Below are 23,038 nucleotides of genomic sequence, written 5' to 3' on the forward strand. Positions count from 1 at the left end.
GTTTGAGGCGATGTTATCCCGCGTGATTACGGTTAATAAATCGGATTTGAATGACGATTTATTGAACATTGACTTCGATCATTGAGATCAATTGAATGAATGGACGCGTCGATTTGCCGCAAGCCCTTTCCGCACGGGAATGTGAGCGGAATTGAATGGCGTATTCCATGCCGTCCGGAAAATGAATGGATTGACGCGGCGAATTGAAAGTCGAGGTGCGACATGCCCAATCGGCAGGGTTATTTCACCTTGCGCGCGACTTGTCGCGCGGCGGCGTCGGCGCGCGCGGCCGGTTGCGGCGCACAACGCGCCAGGGCTGCGGCGAACGGGGCTTCGGCGCTATCATCGTGGCTTTCGCCAGTCTCGTTCCCACCGCCACCATGACCACCGCCGACACCACTTCCGCCATCGACCATGCGCAGCTCAACGACTTCATCGAGCGCAAATGGAACGACGAGATCCTGCATGCGCTGACCGACTACATCGCGGTGCCCGCGAAGAGTCCCGCATTCGATCCCGACTGGGAAAAGCGCGGCCTGCTCGAACGCGTGGTGGTGGACGCCGCGCAATGGGCCGAGCGGCAGCCGGTCAAGGGGCTGACGCTGGAGGTCGTGCGCCTGCCGGGCCGCACGCCGGTGATCTTCTTCGAGTCGCCCGCGACGCGTTCGGGCAGCACGGAGACGATCCTGCTGTACGGCCATCTCGACAAGCAGCCGGAATTCGACGGCTGGCGCGCGGACCTCGGCCCGTGGACGCCGAAGCTCGAGGACGGCAAGCTGTACGGCCGGGGCGGCGCCGACGACGGCTACGCGATCTACGCGAGCCTGACCGCGCTCGCGGCGCTCGACGCGCAAGGCATCGAACGGCCGCGCTGCGTCGGCCTGATCGAAACCTGCGAGGAATCGGGCAGCTTCGACCTGCTGCCTTATGTCGACGCGCTGCGCGACCGGCTCGGCCAGGTGAGCCTCGTGATCTGCCTCGACTCGGGCGCGGGCAACTACGACCAGCTGTGGCTGACCACGTCGCTGCGCGGGCTGGTGTCGGGCGACCTGCAGGTCGAGGTGCTCGACGAAGGGCTGCATTCGGGCACGGCGGGCGGGATCGCGCCGTCGAGCTTCCGCATCATGCGCCAGCTGTTCGAGCGGCTCGAGGATGCGGCGAGCGGCAACCTGCTGCCGCGTTCGTTCCACTGCGAGGTGCCGGCGAGCCGGCTGCGCGAGACCGAGGCCGCCGTCGCGATCCTCGGCGACAGCGTCTGGAAAGGGCTGCCGTGGGCCTGCGGGCAGGACGGCCGCAAGGTGCTGCCGACCACCACCGATCCGCGCGAGGCGCTGCTCAATTCGACCTGGCGGCCGTCGCTGTCCGTCACCGGCGCGGAAGGCCTGCCCGCGCTCGCCAACGCCGGCAACGTGCTGCGCCCGCGCACCGCGTTCAAGCTGTCGCTGCGGCTGCCGCCGACCGTCGACGCGGCGCGCGCGGTGCAGGAGAGCTGAAGACGCTGCTCGAATTCGATCCGCCGTACAACGCGAAGGTGACCTTCCGCCCCGACGCGGGCGCCGCGACCGGCTGGAACGCGCCGGACCTCGCGCCGTGGCTCGCCGCGTCGCTCGACGATGCGTCGCGTCGCCACTTCGGCGCGGACTGCGCGTACATGGGGCTGGGCGGCACGATTCCGCTGATGAACGTGCTGAAGGCGGGCTTCCCCGTCGGCGCAGTTCATGGTGTGCGGCGTGCTGGGGCCGAAGTCGAACGCGCATGGCCCGAACGAATTCCTGCACGTGCCGTATGCGAAGCGGCTGACGGCCGCGGTCGCCGACGTGGTGGCCGCCGCCCGCTGAGCCCGGCGTGCATCCGATGCCCTTGGCCGACGCCGAGCCGGTGCTGACGTCCTGGTCCGCCGCGTCGCTCGACGTCGCGGCGCGTCGGCGCGTGTCGGTCGACGCCGACGGGCGCTTCGCGCATCGCGAGGAAGCGGTCGCGCCCGTCTTGCGCGAAGCCTGTGGCGCGAGCACCCGTGACGAACTGCTCGAACCGCTCGATCGCGACGATGGTGCAGGCGAGGCGCGGCTCGCGTGCGGCGACCGCCGGGTGGTTGCGCGCGCAGCGGTATCCGCGCAATGGCACGGCGATGCGCGGTTCGACGAGATCGCCGTCGAGCGCGCTTCTTCGCGTGGCCGCGCGCGGCTCGACCGGGCCGCCGACTGGGCGCATGCGCATACGCTCGGCGGCCTGACGACACTCGACACCCTGGACAGCAACGCGGCGGCCTGCCGCTTCCATGCGCGCCGCGGCTTCGTGCCCGGCGGCCTCGTCCGGCGCGTTCATCAACACCTGCGGCGCGGCGCCGTGCATGGGTATCGACCGTTCGCGGCGGGCGAGGGCGGCGCATGAGCTGGAAGGCGGAACTGCCGCGCGCGGAGGAACTGGCCGCGCACCTGGCCGGGATGGGGGCCGTCGAACTGCAGCGCCTGTTCAGCTGCGTGTCGCTGCGGCTCGCCGGCGTGCCGTTCGCGCTGCTCTACGACGGCACGCTGTACCTGCGGGTCGACGATCTGAGCCGGCCCGCGTTCATCGGCGCGGGGATGCAGCCCTTCACCTACGCATCGCGCGGCAGGACGGTCGTGATGGCCAGTTATTACACCGCGCCGGCGGACGTGCTGGAGGAGGTCGGCGAGCTGCAGCGCTGGTGTCGCGACGCGTATCGCGCGGCGCTTGCCGGCGCGGGCGGCAGGACACGGCGCGCGCGGCGCGGCTGATGCGCGCAGCGGGGCCGGCGAGGGTCGCGCAGGCGACCGTCGCGCGATAGGATGCACGGCTGCACCGGCGGCAACCCTGACCATATCGACAACACGCTTCCCCACTGGAGATGCTCATGCTTGTCCTGATCCTCGGTTTGTTGATGTTCCTGGGCCTGCATTCGATCCGGATCGTCGCCGACGGTTGGCGCGCCGAGCAGATCGCGCGCCACGGCGACAAACGCTGGAAGGGGGTGTATTCGCTCGCCGCGCTAGGCGGCTTCGCGCTGATCGTGTGGGGCTACGGGCTCGCGCGCGACGGCGCGACGCTGCTGTGGCTCCCGCCTGTCGGCATCCGTCATCTCACCGGGCTGCTCACGGCGGCGGCCTTCGTGTTGTTCGCGGCCGCCTGGGTGCCGGGCACGCGGATCAAGGCGCTCGTCGGCCATCCGCTGCTGGCCGGCGTGATGGTCTGGGCGGTCGCGCATCTGCTCGCCAATGCGACGCTGCATGCGGCGCTGCTGTTCGGTGCGTTCTTCGCGTGGTCGCTCGTCGATTTCCTCGCTTCGCGCGCGCGCGACCGGCGTGACGGCGTGCGCTATCCGGCCGGCTCGCTCGCGCGCGACGGCGTCGCGGCCGCGGCCGGGCTGCTGGCATGGGTGCTGTTCGCGTTCGTGCTGCACGGCTGGCTGATCGGGGTGCGGCCGTTCGGTTGAGCGGCGCGTCGAATCCGACGCTTGTGATCGGGCCCCGTGCGCGCTATCGTCGGTGCTTTCCCGTCCATCCGCCCGCCGTTTCCTTCCGGAGATCGTCCGTGTCCACCGTCCCGACGCCCGTCCTGCGCTTTTCGACCGACAAGCAAGCGCTCGACCGCGATGTGATCTACGCGTTCCTGTCCGGCGAGGCGTACTGGTCGAAGGGGATTCCGCGCGAGGTGGTCGAGCGCGCGATCGACGGCTCGATGTGCTTCGGGGCGTATCTCGACGATCGGCTCGTCGGCTTCGCGCGGCTCGTGACCGACTACGCGACCTTCGCGTATCTGTGCGACGTGTTCGTGGTGAGTGCGTTTCGCGGGCGCGGCTACGGCCGCGCGCTGATCGATCACGTGTTCGCGCATGAGACGCTGCAAGGGCTGCGTCGCATGATGCTCGTCACCTCCGATGCGCACGCGTTGTACCGCCCGGTCGGGTTCAAGGCGCCTGCGCACCCGGAGAACTGGATGGAGCTGCACCGCCCGGGAATTTACGCGGCGGCGGCGAGCTGAGGGGACCTTCGCATACAATTGCGCTCTTTATTTTTCGGAGCGCAACATGACCGAGCAGGAAGCCGAACAACTCGCCACCCATCGCCACTACAAGGGCGGGCTGTACCGGAAGATCGGTGTCGCGCGGCACTCGGAAACCGAGGAGTCGGTGGTCGTCTACGAACATCTGTGGCCGCATGCGCGCGGCCTGTGGGTGCGGCCGACCGAGATGTTCGACGGCACGCTCGCCGACGGCACCCCGCGGTTTCGCCAACTGCGCGACTGAATCCGGACGCGCGCGTCAATCGCCCTCGAGCGCCGCGCGCAATTCGGCGGGCGCCGTCCCCACCCGGATCACCGGCGTCTCGTGCCAGTCGGCGAGCCGCCGCACCGCCCGGCCGAGATCGGCCGCGAGGCCCGCGCCGAGCCGCACGCCGGGCTCGATGTGCACCGCCTTCAATTCGAACACCTGCTGGGCACGGTGCGCCTTCGCATCGACGCGCCCGATCAACCGGCCCCGATGCAGGATCGGTAGACAGAAATAACCGTAGCGACGCTTGTGCCCCGGCGTATAGCACTCGATCGTGTAGTCGAAGCCGAACAGCGTCGACGCGCGGCGGCGATCCCAGACCACGGGATCGAATGGCGACAGCAGCGCGGTGGCGGTCGCGCGCAGCGCATCCTGGCCGGCCGCGTCGAGGAGCGGCGCACAATCCCGGTGCACGTACGCCTGCTCCTTCCAGCCCGTCACGTTCACCGGCAGCAGCGTGCCCGCATCGGCGAGCGCGCGCAGCGCGTCGTGATACCCGCGCTTGGGCAGGCGGTAGTAATCGGCCACCCAGTCCGCGCGCACGATGCCCAGCGCGCGGCAGGTGTTGTCCAGCAGCTGCGGCAACACCCGCTCGCGCGGCGGCAGGTCGCGCGCATCCTCCCAATCGGGCAGCACGCGCTCGCGCACGTCGTAGACGCGCTGGAAGTTGCGCCGCTCCGCGACCATCAGGTCTCCTGTCGAAAAGAGGACTTCGAGATGCCGCTTTTCCGGCTTCCAGTCCCACCAGCCGTTGCCCTTCGCGCCGTCGCGCGCGAAGTCGGCCGAGCGCACCGGCCCGGTGTCGCGCACTCGCGCGAGCAAGCTGTCGATTTCCTTTCGATGCTTCGCGTGCCATTCGGCCGGATACTTCCAGCCCATTCCGGCCGGATTCAGCATCTTGTGCCGCATCAGCCCGAAGCTGTCCATGGGGAGGAAGCAGGCTTCGTGCGACCAGTACTCGAACAGCCGCGCCTCGGCCAGGTGCTCGTCCAGCCACTGCTGCCGATACGGCCCGAGCCGGCTGAACAGCACCAGGTAAGGGCTGCGCGCGACCACGTGGATCGTGTCGATCTGCAATTGCGCCATGCGCTGGATGGCCGTCAGCACGTCGGCCTTCACGGCCTTGCGGCGGGGCGGGGTCAGCAATCCCTGGGCGGAAAGATGCAGCGCGCGCGCTGCATTGACGGAGAGCGTGGTCACGTGCGGAACGGGAAATAAGGGTGCGGTTCGACACTGTAGCGCGAATCGGCGCGGGGCGAGATGCGTTGCAAAATTGCTCGGCTGACGGGTTTCTGACAATCGTTGACAGAAGGTTTGCTCAAGATTCCTTATAGTTTTTCCAACGCCGTACCAGCCCGCACATGGCAGGTTCTGCTCCCGACGCACGATATTTCTATGGCACGCAGGGAGCGAATCCAGGTGTCTCACCCCCGTCGGGACACCCGGAGCGCGTTCAAGGCGGACATCCATCCGGTTCATTACCGGCCCCGGGTGGATGTCCGCTGGTTTTTTTGTGCGCGCCGCGCGCATCTTCCGCCGTCCCGCTTCCCGCTTTCCTGTTTTCCTTCGTCGTGATGTTCAGCCGCGCTTGCCGCGCGCCATCTCGTCGCCCGCATTCGGCGCGAGCCGCCGCGTGATCGGGATCGACGCGCAAGAGCACAGGCCCACCACCAGGAACGCCGGCCAGAAATCCGACCAGACGATCGCCGCATGCCCTTGCGCCCAGTGCGAGATATGCAGCACGAGCCCCGCGACGGTCACGCCGAGGCCGAGCGACATCTGCTGGACCACGCTGCCGAGGCTCGTGGCGCGACCGACGTCGCGCGCCGAGATATCCGCGTAGATCACCGAATTGAGGCTCGTGAACTGGAGCGCGGGGAAGATGCCGCCGACCAGCACGATCGTCCAGATCGCCCAGGTCGACATGCCCGGGTGGAAGGTGCCGTACGCGGCGATCGCGAGGCCCGAGAACGCGGCGTTGTACATCAGCACGGTGCGGAAGCCGAAGCGGCGCAGCGTGCGGGTGGCGAGCATGCGCGTGATCGCGCCGCCGAACGCCGTCGCGCAGGTGATGAGGCCCGAGTGGAATGCGCTCATGCCGAGCCCTTCCTGGAGCGCGAGCGGCAGCAGGAACGGCACCGCGCCGAGCCCGATGCGGAACAGCGAGCCGCCTACGACGCTTGCGTGGTAGGTGGGGATGCGCAGGAAGCGCAGGTCGAGCACGGGCAGCGTGGCGCGGCGCGCGTACAGCACGTACAGGCCGAGCAGCAGCGCGCCGGTGGCGAGCATGCCGAACGCGGTGGAGCGCGAGGTCAGCGCGCCGTCGATCAGCGTGAGGCCCATCAACAGCAGCGCGGCGCCCGTCGCGGACAGGGCGAAGCCCACCCAGTCGAGCGGCCCCGGGTGCGGCTCGTGCGTATTCTGGATGTGCTTGTTGGCGAGGTAGATGCCCCAGATGCCGATCGGCACGTTGATGAAGAAGATCAGCCGCCAGTGCAGATAGGTGGTGATGAAGCCGCCGAGCAGCGGCCCCGCGGCGGGGCCGAACAGCGCCGGCACGCTCAGGTAGTTCATGGCCCGCACGAACTCGGCGCGCGGCACCGAGCGGAAGATGATGATGCGCCCGACGGGCACCATCATCGCGCCGCCCACGCCCTGCACGAAGCGCGCGAACGTGAACAGCTCGAGGTTGTTCGACGCCGCGCACATCAGCGAGCCCGCGACGAAGATGCCGATCGCGGTGCGGAACACGGTGCGCGCGCCGAAGCGGTCGGCGAGCCAGCCGCAGATCGGGATGAACACGCCGAGGCCGACCACGTAGCTCGTGATCGCGATGTTGAGGGTGACGGGGCTGTGGCCGAAGTCGCGCGCCATCGCCGGCAGGGCCGTGACGATGATGTTGGCATCCACAGTCTCCATGAACAGCGCGCAAGCGACGATCAGCGGTGCGATGAAGGCTTGGATGGCGAGCGGCATGGGGACGATGCGCGGCAAAGACGCCATTATTGCATCGATCGATGCCGCCGTGTAGGCCGGTGCAACAGTTGTTCTGCGCGTGCAGCGGCAACCGATGCTTGCGCGTCGCCCGGCTTTCGTGCGAAGCTGCCCCCGCATTCCGAATGCCTATAAGCATGCCGTGCCTGCGTGGGCCACGCGGCGGGAGACCCCACAACCGTTGATCCTATCGAGGGAGGGGGAAGCATGGTCTCGTCGCAGTCGTCGTCCACGCAGCATCCGTCGCGCGCCGCGCGCGGCATCCGTTCGAGCGTCGCGCCGTCGTGGCGCGCCGCCGGTCTCGCCGCCTGTCTCGGGCTGGCCGGCTGCAATCTCGCGCTCGCCGATTCTGCCGCGCCCGCCGCGGCCATCACGCCGCCGCCGAGCGAGCTGTACGGCGACCTGTTCGTCGCGGTGCAGACCGCGCAGATCTATCCCGACCAGAAAACCTTCGTCGACGCGACGCCCAACGCCGATCCCGCGACGATCGTCCAGCGCTACCAGCAGCAGAAGGGCGCGCCCGGCTTCTCGCTGAAGGCGTTCGTCGACCAGTACTTCACGCCGCCCGTCGACGAGACCGTGACGCCGCCCCCGAACCAGACGCTGCGCGCCCATATCGACTGGCTGTGGCCGAAGCTCACGCGCACGACGACGAGCGTGCCCGCGTACAGCTCGCTGATCGCGCTGCCGAAGCCCTACGTGGTGCCGGGCGGCCGGTTCCGCGAGGGCTACTACTGGGATACCTATTTCACGATGCTCGGCCTGCAGGAGGCCGGCCGCGAGGATCTCGTCGACAACATGCTCGACAACTTCGCGTATCTGATCGACACCGTCGGCCACGTGCCGAACGGCAACCGGACCTACTACGTGAGCCGCTCGCAGCCGCCGTTCTTCGCGTACATGGTGACGCTCGCCGCGCGCGCGGAGGGCGACAAGGTGTACCAGAAATACCTGCCCGCGCTGCGCAAGGAGTATGCGTACTGGATGCAGGGCGAGCGCACGACGCGGCGCGGCGCGGCGACGCGCAACGTCGTCGCGATGCCGGACGGCTCGGTGCTGAACCGCTACTGGGATGCGCGCGCGACGCCGCGCGACGAGTCCTACCTGGAGGACGTGCAGACCGCGCAACAGGTGCCGAACCGGCCGGCGGCGGACGTGTGGCGCGATTTGCGCGCGGGCGCGGAAAGCGGCTGGGACTACAGCTCGCGCTGGTTCGGCGACGGCCGCACGCTCGCGACGATCCGCACGACCGCGATCGTGCCGGTCGACCTGAACAGCCTGATGTTCAATCTGGAGACGACGATCGTGAAGGGTTGCGGCGTGACGCGCGACCTGCGCTGCGTCGCGGAATTCTCCGGGCGCGCGATCCGGCGCGCGGCCGCGATCAACCGCTATCTGTGGAATCGCAACGGCTATTACGGCGACTACGACTGGCAGCTCGGCAAGCCGCGCGACATCCTGTCGGCCGCCGCGCTCTATCCGCTGTTCGCGGGCGTCGCGTGGCCGGAGCGCGCGCGGCAGACCGCGCGGCAGGTGCGCGCGACGCTGCTGCAACCGGGCGGCCTCGTCACGACGACCACCAATACCGGCCAGCAGTGGGATGCGCCGAACGGCTGGGCGCCGCTGCACTGGATCGCGCTCGTCGGCCTGCAACGCTACGGCGAGCCCGCGCTCGCGCGGGACATCGGCACGCGTTTCCTGAACGACGTGAAGGGCGTCTATGCGAGCGAAGGCAAGCTGGTCGAGAAATACGTGGTCGAGGGCGCGGGTACGGGCGGCGGAGGCGGCGGTGAGTATCCGTTGCAGGACGGCTTCGGCTGGACCAACGGCGTGACGCTGAAACTGCTGGATCTGTACGGCGATTGAACGCGCGGTGACGCCCGGCGGCGCGCGGTCCGCCCGCCGGGCCGCCCGGGTGTCAAGCGAGGGGCGCGACGCGGGCCGCGGACCAGCGGGCCGGCGTGTGCCGCACGGTGAGCGCCCAGCACAGCAGCGCGAGCGCGCTGATCGACGCGCCCAGCAGACAGACCCCATCCCAGCCGCGCCACGCGTAGGCGAGCGTCGACGCGAGCGAGCCGAGTGCGCAGCCGATCGAATAGAACAGCATGTAGCCCGCCGTGACGCGACTGTGCACGGCAGGCGGCAGCACGCCATAGAGCATGCTCTGGCTCGCGACGTGGGTGGCCTGGAGGCCGAGGTCGAACGCGACGACGCCGATCACGAGCGGCCACCGGCTGTGCTCGATCCAATGCGCGGCGGGCCATGCCGCGAGCATCAGCAGCAGGCCGCCTCCCGTGACGAGGCGCTCGCGGCCGCGATCGGCCCAGGCGCCCGCGCGCGCCGCGCCGAGCGCGCCCGCCGCGCCGGCGAGGCCGAACAGGCCGATCGCCGTATGCGACAGCGCATGAGGCGGCGAGCTGAGCGGCAACACCATCGGTGTCCACAGCACCATCGCGGCGGCGAACATCAGGAGCGAGATCAGCGCGCGGATGCGCAGCACGGGCGCTTCGACGAACAGCGTGAACACCGACGCGATCAGGCGCGGATACGGCGTGGCGGCGCGCGCGAGATCGGCGGCGGGCAGCGCGCGATGCAGCAGCAGCGTGATCGCGAGGGTCGCGCCGGCCGACGCGAAGTACACGGCGCGCCAGCCCGCGAGGTCGGACAGCGCGCCCGAGACCGTGCGCGCGAGCAGGATGCCGAGCACGATGCCGCTCGTGACGATGCCGACCACGTGGCCGCGCTGCTCCGGCGCGGCGAGCGTCGCGCTGTAGGCGACGAGGATCTGCGTGACGACGGCGAGCAGGCCGATCGCGGCCATCGCGGCGAACAACAGCGGCGCGTTCGGCGCGAAGCCGACCAGGGCGAGCGCGGCGGCCGAGCACAGCGACTGCGTGACGATCAGGCGGCGGCGCGGCAGCAGATCGCCGAGCGGGACGAGCAGCAGCAGCCCGGCGCCGTAGCCGATCTGCGTGATGGTGACGACCGCGCCGATCAGCGCATGCCCGATGCCGAACCGGGCGGCGATCTCGTCGAGCAAAGGTTGCGCGAAGTAGACGTTGGCGACCGCCAGGCCGCAGGCCACCGAGCACAGCAGGGTGATGGCGCGACCGAACGGCGCGGGCGGGGCGGCGTGCGCGCGCGGGCGCGGCGGCGGGGTGCAAGGCGGGCGCGGGGGCGTCGAGGCAAACGGCGCCGTCGTGGTCCGGGGGCATGGCGATTCCTTTTGTGGTTGCAAAACGAAACTTGCTTGGATGCTAGATCAACAAGTTTCAAAATGCAACTTGATGGGTGGCGTGCCGGTGGTCTCCGCTGGGGATTGCAGGGGCGAGGCGTTGTCAGCGCGACGTGTGGCGGCGTTGCCAGTTGAGGGGGGGCTGCGCGATGCGGCGTCATGCATCGGGAGGCGCACGCCTGGAGCGGCATTCTGCATCGAGAGGCGCGCGCGAAGCGACATTGTGTGCCGGAAGGCGCGTGGTCGAAGCGATACCGCCCATCGATAGGCACGCGCCCGAAGTGGTGTCGCGCGTTGATCGGCGAGTGCGCGAAATGGCGTCATGCATCGGGAGGCGTACGCCTGGAGCGGCATCCTGCGTCGAGAGGCGCGCGCCCAAGCGACCGCCGCAAGTGCGTCAGCGCGCCGCGACCGAAGGATCGTCCAGCGCGGCGACCAGCGACTCGAATACCCGCGCGACGTCGGCGTCGCTCGTCCGCCAGTTCGAGAAGGCGACCCGCAACGCCCACACGCCCTGGTATACGGTGCTCGTGATGAACGCGTCGCCGCGATCGCGCACCGCGCGCACGTAGGCCTGCACGCGCGCTTCGTCGGGCGCGCCGTCGAGCGTGAAGCAGACCACGTTCAAGCGCGTCGGCGCGAGCAGCCGCAGGCCGGCCTGGGCGTCGATGCGCGCGCCGAGCGCGCGGGCCAGCCGGACGTTGCGCGCGACGATCTCCGCGTGGCCGTCGCGGCCGTACGCCGCCAGCGCGAACCACGACGCGAGCGCGCGCAGCCGGCGCGAATTCTCGGGCGTCAGGTGCACGAAATCGGGACGCTCGCCGGGCAGCCCGAGATAGGCCGCGCTGTTCTGGAACACGCGCAGTTGCAGGTCGCGCCGTCGCGTGAATTGCAGCGCCGCATCGTAGGGCACGTTGAGCCACTTGTGCAGGTCGATGCAGATCGAGTCGGCCGCATCGAGCCCGGCGACGAGCGGCGCATGCTCGGGCACCAGCGCGGCGAACGCGCCGAAGGCGGCGTCGACGTGCAGCCAGAACGGATAGCGCGCCTTCAGCGCGGCGATCGCGGCGAGATCGTCGAAGTCCACGGTATTGACGGTGCCCGCGTTCGCCACGACGATGACCGGCTCGCCCTCGCGCGCGGCCAGCTCGGCTTCGAGCGCGCCGACGTCGATCGCCTCGCGCCCGGGCAGCGCGGCGATCCCGCGCAGCGCGCCGCGCCCGAGGCCGAGCACCGACAGCGCCTTGAACACGCTCGAATGCGCGGTCGCGGACAGCACGGCGACCGGCCCGAGCGCGGCCACCCCGGTCTCGGCGACATCGAGCCCCCGGCGCTCGCCGATCCATTCGCGGCCGATCGCGAGGCCGACCAGGTTCGACATCGTCGCGCCCGTCACGAATGCGCCGTGCTGCGCGTCGCCGAGCCCGAACAGCTGGCGAAGCTGCGCGACCGCCTCGCGTTCGAGATCGGGCGCGGCGCTGTCGATGCCGGCGGTCGGGTTCTGGTCGTAGACGCCCGTCAGCCAGTCGCCCGCGAGCGAGGCCGGCGTCGCGCCGCCGGTGACGAAGCCCAGGTAGCGCGGTCCCGCGCTGCCCGAGAAGCCGGGCGCCCAGCGCGCGGTGAACGCGGCGAGCGCGCCGGCGAGCCCCGCGCCCTGTTCGGGGAGCGGCGCGGGTTGCGCGGCCGGCGGCGCGAGCGCCGCGGGGCGGCGGTCGAGCCCCGCGAGCGTGGCGAGCGCGTGCGCGCGCACCTGCTCAAGCAGCGTATCGAGGTCGGCGAGATCGGAAGCGAGTGTCGGGTGCATGTCGGGAGCCGGAGGTGACGGAGGAGTGGGCGCGTGCAGCAGGCGCGTGCGACGGCGCGCGCTCGCCGGATCCGCCAGCTTAGATCGTGTGGTTGCAAATTGCAACTTGATGCCGCGAGAGGCGCCGCTCAGATCAGGCCGAGCTTCGAGGTCAGGTAGGTCAGCTGGATCCGGTTCGCGACGCCGAAGCGTTTGCGCAGCTTGCGCAGGTGGTAGTCGACGTTGTGCGCGCTGGTGTCGAGCCGCCGACCGATCTCCTTGTCGGACGCGCCCTCGGCGATGCCGAGCAACAGTTCGCGCTCGAATGCGCTCAGGCGGTCGGCGGCTCGCGTGCGCGAGGCGGCGATCAGGTGCGAGGACGCGAAGCGATGCACGGAGAGACCGATCGACAGCGTCTGTTCGAGCGTCGCCGGCGAGATCCAGTCGCGCGAGCGGCGCGGCGCGGTGAAGCTCATGAAGGCATGCAGGCGCGTGCCGGGCACCGGCATCGCATACATCACGCCGCTGCACAGCGCGTCGTCGCGCAGGGTGCGCAGGAAGCCGTCGACGCATTCCGCGTCGGCCTGCGCCGCATGGCGCAGCTGTTGCAGATCCCAGACGATCGGGACGTTCGACAGGCGCGCGAGCGCGGTGCGTGGATCGACGTCATGATGCCGGTGCCGCACGTAGTCGCCGCGATAGGTGGCCGGCGTGAACGCTTCATGCAGATACAGCCCGTCGACGCGCTCCTGCGCGTATTCGAGCGCGAAGTACGCGAAGGTCGCGAAGCCGGTCAGGTGCAGCAGGCTGGTGACGATCCGGCCGCGCTCCGCCGCGCCCTGCGCGCGCGCGAGCATGTCGGCGACGCCGAGCCGGGGGGCGTGGCAGGGCGCGGGTTCGGGCGCCGGCTCGCGCTCGCGCGCGTCGCGGCACCAGACGACTTCGATCGGCGCGGCGGCGGCGGGCGCGGCCGTGGCGGGTTCACGCAGGACGACATCGGACATCGGAGGCAGCCTCTGGGTGCGGCAGGGTTGTACAAACACGCGGGCTTGCGCGTAATATCCGGTAATACTAACTGCGCACGCCGCCGCCGCGAAGCGTGCGCCAAAAACCATGCGCATGACGGGGTTCTTGAACACATTGGTATCGGGAACGCACTCGTCCATGACTGCTCCAGACAGCCTGCCTGTTGTCGAATGGTTTTCCCTGGCCGATCTCGCGGCGTGCCGCGCGCCGGCCGCCGGGCCCGCCTCGGAGGCGCCGGCCGTTCTTACCGGGCCCCGTTCCGTCTTCGGTCAATCCGACTGCTTCGGCTATGCGCTCGCCGACACGCCCGACCGGCTGCGCCGCGCAGGCTTCGCCACGCTCGGCTACAGCGCCTACGACATGATCGGCCGGCGCGTGCTCGGCGCCTACGTGCTGAGCGCGTTCGCGCCGGCGTCGTTTGCGCGCGCCTACCTGGCGCAAGGGCTCCACGACGCGGATGCGCGCTTCGCCGAGTTGCGGCGCAGCGGTTTTCCGGTTGCCTGGCGGCTCGACGCGCTCGAGGCCGAGGCGCGGCGCGAGGCGGACCCGCGCGCGCGTTCGCTCGCCGCGCTGCTGCGCGCGCATGCGATGCACAGCGGCGTGATGTTCAGCCTGGCCGAGCCGCGCCTCGGCCTGCGCATCGTCGTGAACCTCGATTCGCCCCTGCCCGACGCCGACTGGATCGACGATCGCGTGGTCGGCGGCGCGCTCGCCTTGAGCCTCGGCGTGCATCGCGCGGCGCAGCCCTGGCTCGACGCGCGGATCGGCGCGCGCCGGCCGGCCGCGCTCGAGGCGGAGCAGGCGGGCGTGCTCGAACGGCTGGTGCGCGGCCTGTCCGATCAGGAGATCGCCGACGCGATGCGCATGTCCACGCATCGCGTCGGCGCGCAGATCCGCATGCTCGAAAAGCTGTTCAACGCGCGCAACCGCGCGCAGCTTGCCTATCTCGCCGCACGGCGGATGCATGGGTGAACGGTGCGCGCGCAGCGTAATAGTCGCGGGCTTTGTGTCTCTCGGCGGGCTGGATGCGAATATTTTTCAGGTAAAAAAAGGGGGGCTGGCCGACCCGAATAATTGACGATTATTTTCTTCTTACCATGCTGTCAGCCTGCGGGCCTCGGCCCGTCCGCGTGGCCGACGCCTGCTTCCCCGACCAGAACGACGCATACCAACCGAACGGGATATTCGTCATGTGCGGAATCAGCGGCTTTCTGAGCCCTGTGGCATTCGACCCGGAGACAGCGCGCGCGACCCTCGCGCGGATGACGGACAGCCTCGCGCACCGTGGGCCCGACGATGCGGGCGCGTGGCTCGACGCGGACGCGGGCATCGCGCTCGGCCATCGGCGCCTGTCGATCGTCGATCTGTCCGCGCACGGACACCAGCCGATGGTGTCGGCGTGCGGGCGCTATGTGATGATCTTCAACGGCGAGATCTACAACTTCGATGCGCTGCGCGAGGAGCTGGTGCGCGCGGGCGCGGCCCCGGACTGGCGCGGTCATTCGGACAGCGAAGTGCTGCTCGCGGCCTTTTCCGCGTGGGGCGTCGAGCCGACCCTGACGCGCGCGCTCGGGATGTTCGCGCTCGCCCTGTGGGACCGGCGCGCGCGCGTGTTGACGCTCGCGCGCGATCGCATCGGCGAGAAGCCGCTGTACTACGGCAGGATCGGCGGCGCGCTCGCGTTCGGCTCGGAGCTCAAGGCGCTGCGCGGCATGCCCGGCTTCGAGCGCGTCGGGATCGATCGCGACGCGCTGTGCCTGTACCTGCGGCACGCGAGCGTGCCCGCGCCCCACACCATCTACGAGGGCGTGCGCAAGCTGCCGCCCGGCGCGTATCTGCAATTCGAGCACGCGGCGCACGATCCCGCGCCGCGCGAATACTGGTCGCTCGACCAGGTGATCGCGGCAGGCCGCGCGGCGCCGTTCGACGGTGACGCCAACGCGGCGGTCACGCGCCTCGACCGCGTATTGCGCGACGCGCTGACCGGGCAGATGCGCGCCGATGTGCCGTTGGGCGCGTTCCTGTCGGGCGGCGTCGATTCGTCGGTGATCGTCGCGCTGATGCAGACCCAGGCCGCGCAGCCGGTGCAGACCTTCACGATCGGCTTCCACGAGTCGGGCTACGACGAGGCGGGCTATGCGAAGGCGGTCGCGCGTCATCTCGGCACGCGCCATACCGAGCTGTACGTGACGCCCGCGCATGCGCTCGAGATCGTGCCGCGCCTGCCCACGATCTACGACGAGCCGTTCGCGGACGCCTCGCAGATCCCGACTTTCCTGGTCGCCGAGATGACGCGGCGGCACGTGACGGTGAGCCTGTCCGGCGACGGCGGCGACGAACTGTTCGGCGGCTACCCGCGCTATTACCTGACGCCGCGCCTGTGGCAGCGGCTGCGCCGCGTGCCGGTGGCCGTGCGCGCGCGGATCGCGGCGGCGCTGCATGCCTTGCGTCCCGACCACGCGGACCAGCTCGCCGCGCTCGCGCAGGGCGCGTGGAGCGGGGCGGCGCGCCGCGAACTCGCGCCGCGCGTCGGCGACCGCCTGCACAAGCTCGCGAACGTGATGACCGCGGACAGCCCGATCGCGCTGTACCGGATGCTGATGTCGTCGGTGCATCACCCCGAGCGTCTCACGCTCGCGGGCCGCGAGCCGCCGACGCTGCTCGACACGCCGTCCGCATGGCCCGGCGGGCTCACGTTCGCCGAGCAGGCGATGGCGGTCGATACGCGCACCTATCTGCCGAGCGACATCCTCGCGAAGGTCGATCGCGCGGCGATGGCCGTGAGCCTGGAGACGCGCATGCCGTTCCTCGACCGCCACGTGATCGAATTCGTCTGGCGCCTGCCGCCCGCGCTGCGCATGCCGGACGGCGAGAGCAAGGGCTTGCTGAAGAAGCTGCTGTACCGCTACGTGCCGCGCCCGCTGATCGAGCGGCCGAAGCAGGGCTTCTGCGCGCCGGTGGGCGATTGGCTGCGCGGCGAATTGCGCGACTGGGCGGCGGAACTGCTGCGGCCGGGGCGTTTGCGCGAGGAGGGCTTCTTCGACGCGGCGCGGGTCGAGCGCCTGTGGCGGCAGCATCAGGCGGGCTTGATGAATCGCCAGCATCCGTTGTGGACGGTGCTGATGTTCCAGGCGTGGCTCGACGCGCAGCGCGCGTAGCAGGGAGCGCCTCGGGAAGCGGAGCGGATGGTCGGCAAGGCGCCGCACGCGGTCTCGCGAGACGCGGCCCGGGCGCTGGGATGGCGGGCCGCGAGCGAAGCACGGTCGTCTTCGCCGGATTTGCGTCGGCGCCGGCCCCGCATGCGCGACGATCGGCGCGCCGTCGAGGCGGGCCGGGGCGTCACCCCCGGCCCGCGGACGAACGTACCGGATGCGTCAGGCCCGGCCCGGCCGCATCCGGCGCGCGACGTCAGTTGGTGCTGCTGCTGAGACCCGTGGCGAACCGGAGGCTGTAGCCCAGCGCGCCCACGCCGCCGATCGAATTGCAGGTCGGCGAGGCCGCGCCGGGTCCGCAATCGGCGTCGCGATCGAACGACCAGAAGTGCACGCCGGCCAGCTTGTTCTGGTTCACGAACGCGGACAGCGCATCCGCATCCGAGAGCGTGAACGACTCGCCCGCCGTGTCGTTGCCGCCGATCATCGGCGTGACCTCGATCTGGTTGTACGGCACGCCCCAGTGATCATGCAGGTTCATCGCGGCCTGGATCGCCGATTGGCCCATCTGGCAGGTGCCGCCCGAGACCACGCAGTTGCCCGGCGTGGCCGAACCGTAATCCATCGTCATCAGGTTGATGGTGTAGTTCGTCAGCCCGTAGGTCTTGATCGCCGACATGACCCAGTCGCCGTACACGTTGAAGCTGTCCGGCGCGCTGGCCCCCCACGACGTTGCCTGCGTCGCCGAGCCCGGTGCGGGCGCGAGCGTCGCGAGCGTGAAGCTGAAGCGCAGGTTCGGGTATTGCTTCTGGGCCGCCACGACGCGCTGCACGAGGTCGTTGATGATCTGCTGGGTCTGGCCGCCCTCGATGTCGAAGTCGATGCCGACCAGGTTCTTCGACGCGTAGCGATTGATGAAGGTCGAGAAGCCCGCGTCGCTGCCGCACGTGAACATCCCCGCCGCGCCGCCCGTCGAGATCACATAGTTGACGTTCGCCGCGCTGAACTGCGCGAGGTTGGCGGAGGCGAGCGCCGCGCCGCCGACGCCGGCCCAGTTCTCGCTGCCGCACTCGCCGGTCGCGAACGCGAGCGTGAGGGTGCGCACGCCCGACGGCAGCACGGAGAGCACGGGGCTCAGCGTACCGGTCACGTTCGTCGAGATCGCGTTGGTGTTCCAGTTCATCGAGATCGACGTGTCCTTGTACGGGCTGTAAATAAAGCCGGACGCTGTTCCGGTTCCGCTGCCCGGCGGGTTGGTGGGCGGATTCGTGGGCGGGTTGGTCGGCGGATTGCCGGGCGCGGAACCGATCAGTGTCCACAGTGTGGTCATGGTCGGATTCCAGCCGGTTGCGGAGTAGTCGGTCTGGCTGACGGTGGCCTGGTATTGGTTGCCGTTGTAGGTCACGACGGTGCCCGCGGCGTAGTAGGTATCGGGGGCCCAGGCGGCGACGGCGGCTGTCGCCGATTCACTGGTCATGCCGAGTACAAGCGAAATCGCGGTGACGCCCAAGACGGCTTGCAGCATGGTTGCAGCTTTTTTTTTCCAGTTCTTCTTGATATGCACGGTGCGCTCCATGTTGTTGGGTTTCTATGAGTGTGAACGTCTCGACCATTGTCGCGTGCCTCCTTCGCGCACGATCCGCGCGAAACGGCAGCGACCCATCCAATATCGAGGATTCCAGATCGATTCGAAAGCTGGAAGCGTTGTCAGGTCGGTTGCGCCGAGCGAAGCAATGCTCTGGCGCGGAGCAATGTGACGCGTGGCGGCGATGCGTCCGCGCGTGCGTCATATCGGTTGAACGACGAGGCGAAATCGCGCGCATTGTTGATGAACGGAAAATACCAAAGCGCGCGTGTGCGCGAGCCGGCCGTCATGTCGCGGGCATTTGTTCGCACATCGAGGCGTGCGGTCGGATGAATGGAGCGGGACGTGATGCGTGGATCACGCTGCGTATGAGAGAGGCACGATGCAGACGACGGAGATCGCGATGCACGCTGTTGTCGGTCGCGCGCATCGTGATTGGATGGGAAGCGTCAAGACGCGTGTGTGCGAGCCGGACTTCATGTCGCGAGCATTTGTTCGCACATCGAGGCGTGCGGTCGGATGAATGGCGCGGGACGTGATGCGTGGACCACGCCGCGCGCGCGAGAGGTATGGCGCAGACGATGGAGATCGCAACGCACGCTGTTGCCGGTCGCACGTTCGGCATGTCGTGAGCGTTCGTCGAAGTTCGTCGTCCTGACGCGTAGGGCGAACGCATCGTAATCGAATGGGAGGCGCATGAAGGCCACATGGTGCGAGCCGGTCGTCATGTCGCGGGCATTTGCTCGCTCATCGAGGCGTGCGATCGGATGAATGGAGTGGGACGTGATGCGTTCACGCTTGCATACGCAAGAGGCGCGAAGCAGACGATGGAAATCGCAACGCACGTTGTTGTCGGTCGCATGTCACGACGTGTCGTGAGCGTTCGTTGAAGTTCGTTGTCCTTGCGCGTCGGGAGAACGCGCCGTAATTGAATGGAAAGCGCGCGAAGACGACGAGGTGCGAACCGGTCATCATGTCGTGGGCATTTGCTCGCGCGTCGAGGCGCGCGATCGGATGAATGGAGCAGGACAGGATGCGTGGATCGCGCTGCGCATGAAAAAGGAACGACGCAGACGATGGAGATCGCAACGCACGCTGTTGCCGATCCGCACGTTTTGCGTGCCTTGAGCGTGGCTCGAAGCCTGTCGCCCCGCATGTCGGGAGAGCGCATCGAGCTTGAAGGGAAAGCGCTCAAGCACGCGTGCGCGAGCCGGCCGTCATTTCACGCGTATTTGCACGCTTATCGAGGCGCGCGATCGGATGAATGGAGCAGGACGCGATACGTGGCTCACGTTGCGCACGCGAGAGGTATGACGCAGACGAAGGAGATCGCATCGCACGCCGTTGCCGGTCGCGCATTCGGCGCGCCGTGAACGTTGATCGGCGTGCGTCGTCCGCGCGTGTTGAGCGAGTGCATCGTGCTGGTCATGTGGGCTGGTCGTGCCGACGCAGCGAGTGCCGACGATCTCCGGAATCCGAAGCCGGCTCCAGTGCGCGCACGGCGTTCGCGCATGCCGGAAGCGTGCGGACTTGATGCAAGGGCACGCGCGACCGTGACGCGTATGGTCATCGCGACTGCTTCAAACGGAATTCGATCAATGCGCAGAAGGCCCGCTGCCGGTCAATGAACGACGCTGCGCCGGGGATGCGAATGCGAGCCGCGCCGCGCGCAACCGGTGACGACGACGCAGGCAGGCATGCATGCGATATACCGGGCGGACTCCCCCCGACCATGCGCCGCACCGATGTCGCATGCGCGGCGGCGTCGATCCGCCGCGCGCGATTCCCGTCAACGCGACGGCTGCCCGTCGGACGGCGTGGCGATCGGGTGCCGCGGCGGGCTGATGCGCAGCGTGCGTGGCGAGGCCGCGGCGCGGGCGCGGGTCGGCCGTGCATGGCGCAGGCCGGCGGCGGGGCGGGTCGCTGCGTGCGGGCGACCCGGGCGGCGCGCGGCGCCGGGCTGACGGGCGGCGGGTCGGCCGTCCGGGCGGGCGATGCCCGCCAGAAGCGCGCGAAACGTCAATGGGCACATGATGTCCCTCCTCGTAGGTTGGCCGAGCGGTGGCCTTGCCGCTCAGTGCCATTCGGCGACCATCTCGTGATGGACGGTCGCGCGCGGCGTGCTGGTTTCGTCGTGATCCTCGGTATGGGTCATCGCCGCGCCGAACAGCACGAGGCGGTAGCCGACCGAGTAGATCGGGATGATGCGCATGTTCTTGTCGTTGTCGAGTTCGAGCTTGGCGCGGATCCGCGAGATGTGCGTGTCGAGCGTGCGTGACGACACGCCCAGCTCGCGCCCCCAGACCGCTTCCTGGATCGCCGCGCGCGGCACGATCTTGTTCATGTTGTCGAGCAGGAATTCAACGACGTCGAATTCGCGCGGCGTCATGCAGATCAACTGGCCGTCGATCTCGATGCAGCGGCGCACGAAGTTGATTTTTATGTTGTCGATGTACAGGTATTTGCAATCCATGATGGTCCTCGCGACACGTAGATTGATTTGCGATTGGTACGAGGAACTCTGTGCAATTGTTGGGCCAGCTCGCGGGGAGTAGAGGGAATGTCCGAATCGGCAGGCCAGGGCCCTTGAATTGAAAGGCTTTGGAATAGGTGGGGAGGGATGTAAAGGGACGGCGCCGTAATAATTCGAAACGAATTGAAGGTGTGTTACGTAGCATGAACGGCGGCGTTACGTCGACGTAACGGGGGGGGGACGTAACGTGCGCGCAGCACGCGGCGCCACGCACGCCGGGCAGGGCTGCCCGGCGTGCGTGGCGCGGGCGGATCAGGCCCGCTTGAGGTCGGCCGCGGAGAACGGCAGCGCGTGGATGCGCCGGCCGGTGGCGGCGAACACCGCGTTCGCGACGGCCGGGCCGATCGGCGCGACGCCGGGTTCGCCGACGCCCGTGGGCGCTTCGCCGGACGGCACGATATGCACCTCGACGCGCGGCATCTCGTTGAAGCGCAGCACCTGGTAGCCGTCGAAGTTGTTCTGCTCGACCTTGCCGTCCTTCAGCGTGATCGCGCCGTGCAGCGCCGCGCCGAGGCCGAAACCGATCCCACCCTCCATCTGCGCGGCGATGATGTCGGGATTGATCGCCGTGCCGCAGTCGACCGCGCACACCACGCGTTCGACTTTCACATTGCCTTCGGCGTCGACCGACACCTCGGCGACCTGCGCGACGAAGCTGTTGAATGCCTCGGCGACCGCGATGCCGCGCCCCCGCCCGGCCGGGAGCGGGTGGGCCGGGTCCCAGCCGGCCTCGCGCGCGGCGAGATCGAGCACCGCCCGCATGCGCGGTTCCTGCGCGAGCAGGTCGCGGCGGAACGCGTAGGGATCCTTGGCCGCGGCGTGAGCGGCTTCGTCGATGAAGGCCTCGACCGCGAACGCGGTGTGCGAGCTGCCGACCACGCGCCACCACAGCACGGGCACCGGGCTGCGGGTCGTCGTCAGCTCGACCGACAGGTTCGGAATCGCGTAGCGCAGGTTCGCCGCGCCCTCGACCGAGGTCGGATCGACGCCGTCCTTGATCCGCCCCGCGAACGGCGTGCCCGCCATGATCGACTGGCCGACGATGCGGTGCCGCCATGCGCTCAGCTTGCCGTCGGCCGTCAGCCCCGCCTCGATCCGATGGACGTACATCGGCCGGTACAGGCCGCCGTGCAGGTCGTCCTCGCGGGTCCATTGCAGCTTGACGGGCGTGCCGTCCGCGCCGAGCGCCTTCGCGATCGACACCGCCTCGACGATGTAGTCGGACCACGCGTTCGCGCGCCGGCCGAAGCTGCCGCCCGCGTACAGCGTGTGGATCTGCACCTGCTCCGGCTTGAGCCCGGCGACGCGCGCGGCGTTCGCCTGGTCGATGGTCTGGAACTGGTCGCCGGCCCAGATCTCGCAGTGTTCCGCGCTGAGCTTGACGACGGCGTCGAGCGGCTCCATCGGCGCGTGCGCGAGATACGGGAACGTGTAGGTCGCGGAGATCCGCCGCGCGGCGCCCGCCAGCGCCTGCGCCGAGTCGCCCTCGCGACGCGCGGACGCGCCGGGCTGCGCGGCGAGCCGGCGATACTCGGCGGCGATCGCGTCCGAGTTGCGCGTTTCCGCCTGCGTCTCGTCCCATTCGACCTTGAGCGCGTCGCGGCCCTGCTTGGCGGCCCAGAAGCCCGTCGCCACCACCGCGACGCCGCGCGGCACCTGGACCACGGCGACGACGCCCGGCACCGCGCGGGCGGCGGCCGGGTCGAACGACTTCACGGTCGCGCCGAAGCGCGGCGGCCGCTGCAGCAGCGCGACGCGCATGCCGGGGAAGGTGACGTCGAGCGTGAACTGCGCGGTGCCGTCGGTTTTCGCGGGGACGTCGACGCGCGGCGGGCGTCGGCCGATCAGCCGGAACGCGTCGGGCGACTTCAGCGTCACGTGCGCGGGCACGGGCAGCCGCGCGGCCGCCGTCGCGAGCGAACCGTAGGTGGCCTCGCGCTGGTGGACGGCGTCGATCACGCGGCCGTCGCGGGTGCTCAGCGTGGCCGGATCGACGCCCCATTGCGCGGCCGCGGCGGCCACCAGCATCGCGCGGGCCTTGGCGCCGGCCTCGCGCAGCTGGGTCCAGGAGTTGGCCATCGATGAACTGCCGCCGGTGCCCTGGACCGTGCCGAACTGCAGGTTGGCGTAGCGGCTCGCATCGGCGGGCGCGCTTTCGACGCCCACGTCGCGCCAGTCCGCGTCCAGTTCCTCCGCGACGATCGTCGCGAGGCCGGTATAGGCGCCCTGGCCCATTTCCACGTGCTTGGCGATGACGGTGACGCGGTTGTCGGGCGTCACGCGCAGGAAGGCGTTCGGCGCGAACGCGGCGGCGGGCGCGTCCGCCGCGAGCGCGCGGCGGATCCCGACGGGCCAGTTGAATCCGATCGTGAGGCCGACCGCGGCGCCGGCGCCCGCGGCTTTCAGGAAGGTGCGGCGCGAAGGAGTGAGTTGACTGGACAT

At 69.4% G+C, this 23,038-nt stretch carries 16 protein-coding genes and 1 pseudogene; 9 read left to right on the forward strand and 8 right to left on the reverse strand.

Features of this window, described 5'->3' with window-relative positions; genetic code table 11:
• The first annotated feature begins 380 nt into the window (after window positions 1–380).
• The 6 genes and pseudogenes from Bsp3421_RS08390 (at window position 381) to Bsp3421_RS08415 (ending at window position 4,264) form a co-directional block, all read left to right on the forward strand.
• Window positions 381–1,838: pseudogene (locus tag Bsp3421_RS08390) on the forward strand (M20 family metallopeptidase).
• A 7-nt stretch (window positions 1,839–1,845) separates the two neighbouring features.
• The gene (locus Bsp3421_RS08395) at window positions 1,846–2,391 is read left to right on the forward strand and encodes a hypothetical protein (protein ID WP_273997969.1); all 546 of its coding nucleotides are present in this window, start codon (window positions 1,846–1,848) and stop codon (window positions 2,389–2,391) included.
• The gene (locus Bsp3421_RS08400; protein WP_273997971.1) at window positions 2,388–2,756 is read left to right on the forward strand and encodes a TfoX/Sxy family protein; all 369 of its coding nucleotides are present in this window, start codon (window positions 2,388–2,390) and stop codon (window positions 2,754–2,756) included. The genes Bsp3421_RS08395 and Bsp3421_RS08400 overlap by 4 nt, the downstream gene beginning before the upstream one ends.
• Before the next feature lie 116 nt (window positions 2,757–2,872).
• Window positions 2,873–3,451 carry an NnrU family protein gene (locus Bsp3421_RS08405; protein WP_273997972.1) on the forward strand — a complete coding sequence of 193 codons (579 nt, stop codon included), beginning with the start codon at window positions 2,873–2,875 and terminating at the stop codon, window positions 3,449–3,451.
• 98 nt (window positions 3,452–3,549) lie between these two features.
• Window positions 3,550–3,999, forward strand: coding sequence for a GNAT family N-acetyltransferase (locus Bsp3421_RS08410; RefSeq protein ID WP_273997973.1), 450 nt, complete (start codon window positions 3,550–3,552; stop codon window positions 3,997–3,999).
• Between the two features lie 46 nt (window positions 4,000–4,045).
• Window positions 4,046–4,264, forward strand: a complete 219-nt coding sequence (locus tag Bsp3421_RS08415; RefSeq protein WP_273997975.1) for a DUF1653 domain-containing protein — start codon at window positions 4,046–4,048, stop codon at window positions 4,262–4,264.
• Window positions 4,265–4,279: 15 nt separating this feature from the next.
• Here Bsp3421_RS08415 and Bsp3421_RS08420 read toward each other — a convergent pair whose 3' ends face one another.
• A complete protein-coding gene (locus tag Bsp3421_RS08420) occupies window positions 4,280–5,488 on the reverse strand; it encodes a winged helix-turn-helix domain-containing protein (RefSeq protein ID WP_273997976.1) in 1,209 nt (402 codons plus the stop codon).
• Window positions 5,489–5,866: 378 nt separating this feature from the next.
• Window positions 5,867–7,264 (reverse strand): MFS transporter, encoded by a 1,398-nt coding sequence (locus tag Bsp3421_RS08425; protein WP_273997978.1) that lies wholly within the window; start codon window positions 7,262–7,264, stop codon window positions 5,867–5,869.
• Between the two features lie 225 nt (window positions 7,265–7,489).
• Here Bsp3421_RS08425 and treA point away from each other — a divergent pair, with 225 nt between their 5' ends.
• A complete protein-coding gene (gene treA, locus Bsp3421_RS08430; protein WP_273997979.1) occupies window positions 7,490–9,148 on the forward strand; it encodes an alpha,alpha-trehalase TreA in 1,659 nt (552 codons plus the stop codon).
• A gap of 52 nt (window positions 9,149–9,200) precedes the next feature.
• Here treA and Bsp3421_RS08435 read toward each other — a convergent pair whose 3' ends face one another.
• The 3 genes from Bsp3421_RS08435 to Bsp3421_RS08445 all read right to left on the reverse strand — a co-directional run bounded on the left by Bsp3421_RS08435 (window position 9,201) and on the right by Bsp3421_RS08445 (window position 13,304).
• Entirely contained in the window at window positions 9,201–10,367 is a 1,167-nt protein-coding gene (locus tag Bsp3421_RS08435; protein ID WP_337995274.1) for an MFS transporter, read from the reverse strand.
• A 547-nt stretch (window positions 10,368–10,914) separates the two neighbouring features.
• Window positions 10,915–12,321, reverse strand: a complete 1,407-nt coding sequence (locus Bsp3421_RS08440) for a pyridoxal phosphate-dependent decarboxylase family protein (protein ID WP_273997981.1) — start codon at window positions 12,319–12,321, stop codon at window positions 10,915–10,917.
• 128 nt (window positions 12,322–12,449) lie between these two features.
• Window positions 12,450–13,304 carry a helix-turn-helix transcriptional regulator gene (locus Bsp3421_RS08445; protein WP_273997983.1) on the reverse strand — a complete coding sequence of 285 codons (855 nt, stop codon included), beginning with the start codon at window positions 13,302–13,304 and terminating at the stop codon, window positions 12,450–12,452.
• Between the two features lie 160 nt (window positions 13,305–13,464).
• On the opposite strand from Bsp3421_RS08445, the gene Bsp3421_RS08450 reads away from it, so the two are divergent.
• Together Bsp3421_RS08450 and asnB are read left to right on the forward strand one after the other, a co-directional pair.
• Complete coding sequence (locus Bsp3421_RS08450; RefSeq protein ID WP_273997985.1) at window positions 13,465–14,298, forward strand: autoinducer binding domain-containing protein; 834 nt, start codon at window positions 13,465–13,467, stop codon at window positions 14,296–14,298.
• A 218-nt stretch (window positions 14,299–14,516) separates the two neighbouring features.
• On the forward strand, window positions 14,517–16,484 hold the full coding sequence (gene asnB / locus Bsp3421_RS08455; protein WP_273997986.1) for an asparagine synthase (glutamine-hydrolyzing): 1,968 nt from the start codon (window positions 14,517–14,519) through the stop codon (window positions 16,482–16,484).
• A gap of 250 nt (window positions 16,485–16,734) precedes the next feature.
• Here asnB and Bsp3421_RS08460 read toward each other — a convergent pair whose 3' ends face one another.
• From Bsp3421_RS08460 to Bsp3421_RS08470, 3 genes are all read right to left on the reverse strand, one after another.
• On the reverse strand, window positions 16,735–18,042 hold the full coding sequence (locus Bsp3421_RS08460) for a carbohydrate-binding protein (protein ID WP_273997987.1): 1,308 nt from the start codon (window positions 18,040–18,042) through the stop codon (window positions 16,735–16,737).
• Window positions 18,043–20,137: 2,095 nt separating this feature from the next.
• Window positions 20,138–20,536 (reverse strand): winged helix-turn-helix domain-containing protein, encoded by a 399-nt coding sequence (locus tag Bsp3421_RS08465; protein WP_273997988.1) that lies wholly within the window; start codon window positions 20,534–20,536, stop codon window positions 20,138–20,140.
• 312 nt (window positions 20,537–20,848) lie between these two features.
• Window positions 20,849–23,038 (reverse strand): xanthine dehydrogenase family protein molybdopterin-binding subunit, encoded by a 2,190-nt coding sequence (locus Bsp3421_RS08470; RefSeq protein ID WP_273997989.1) that lies wholly within the window; start codon window positions 23,036–23,038, stop codon window positions 20,849–20,851.

Source organism: Burkholderia sp. FERM BP-3421 (assembly GCF_028657905.1).
Classification (GTDB): domain Bacteria; phylum Pseudomonadota; class Gammaproteobacteria; order Burkholderiales; family Burkholderiaceae; genus Burkholderia.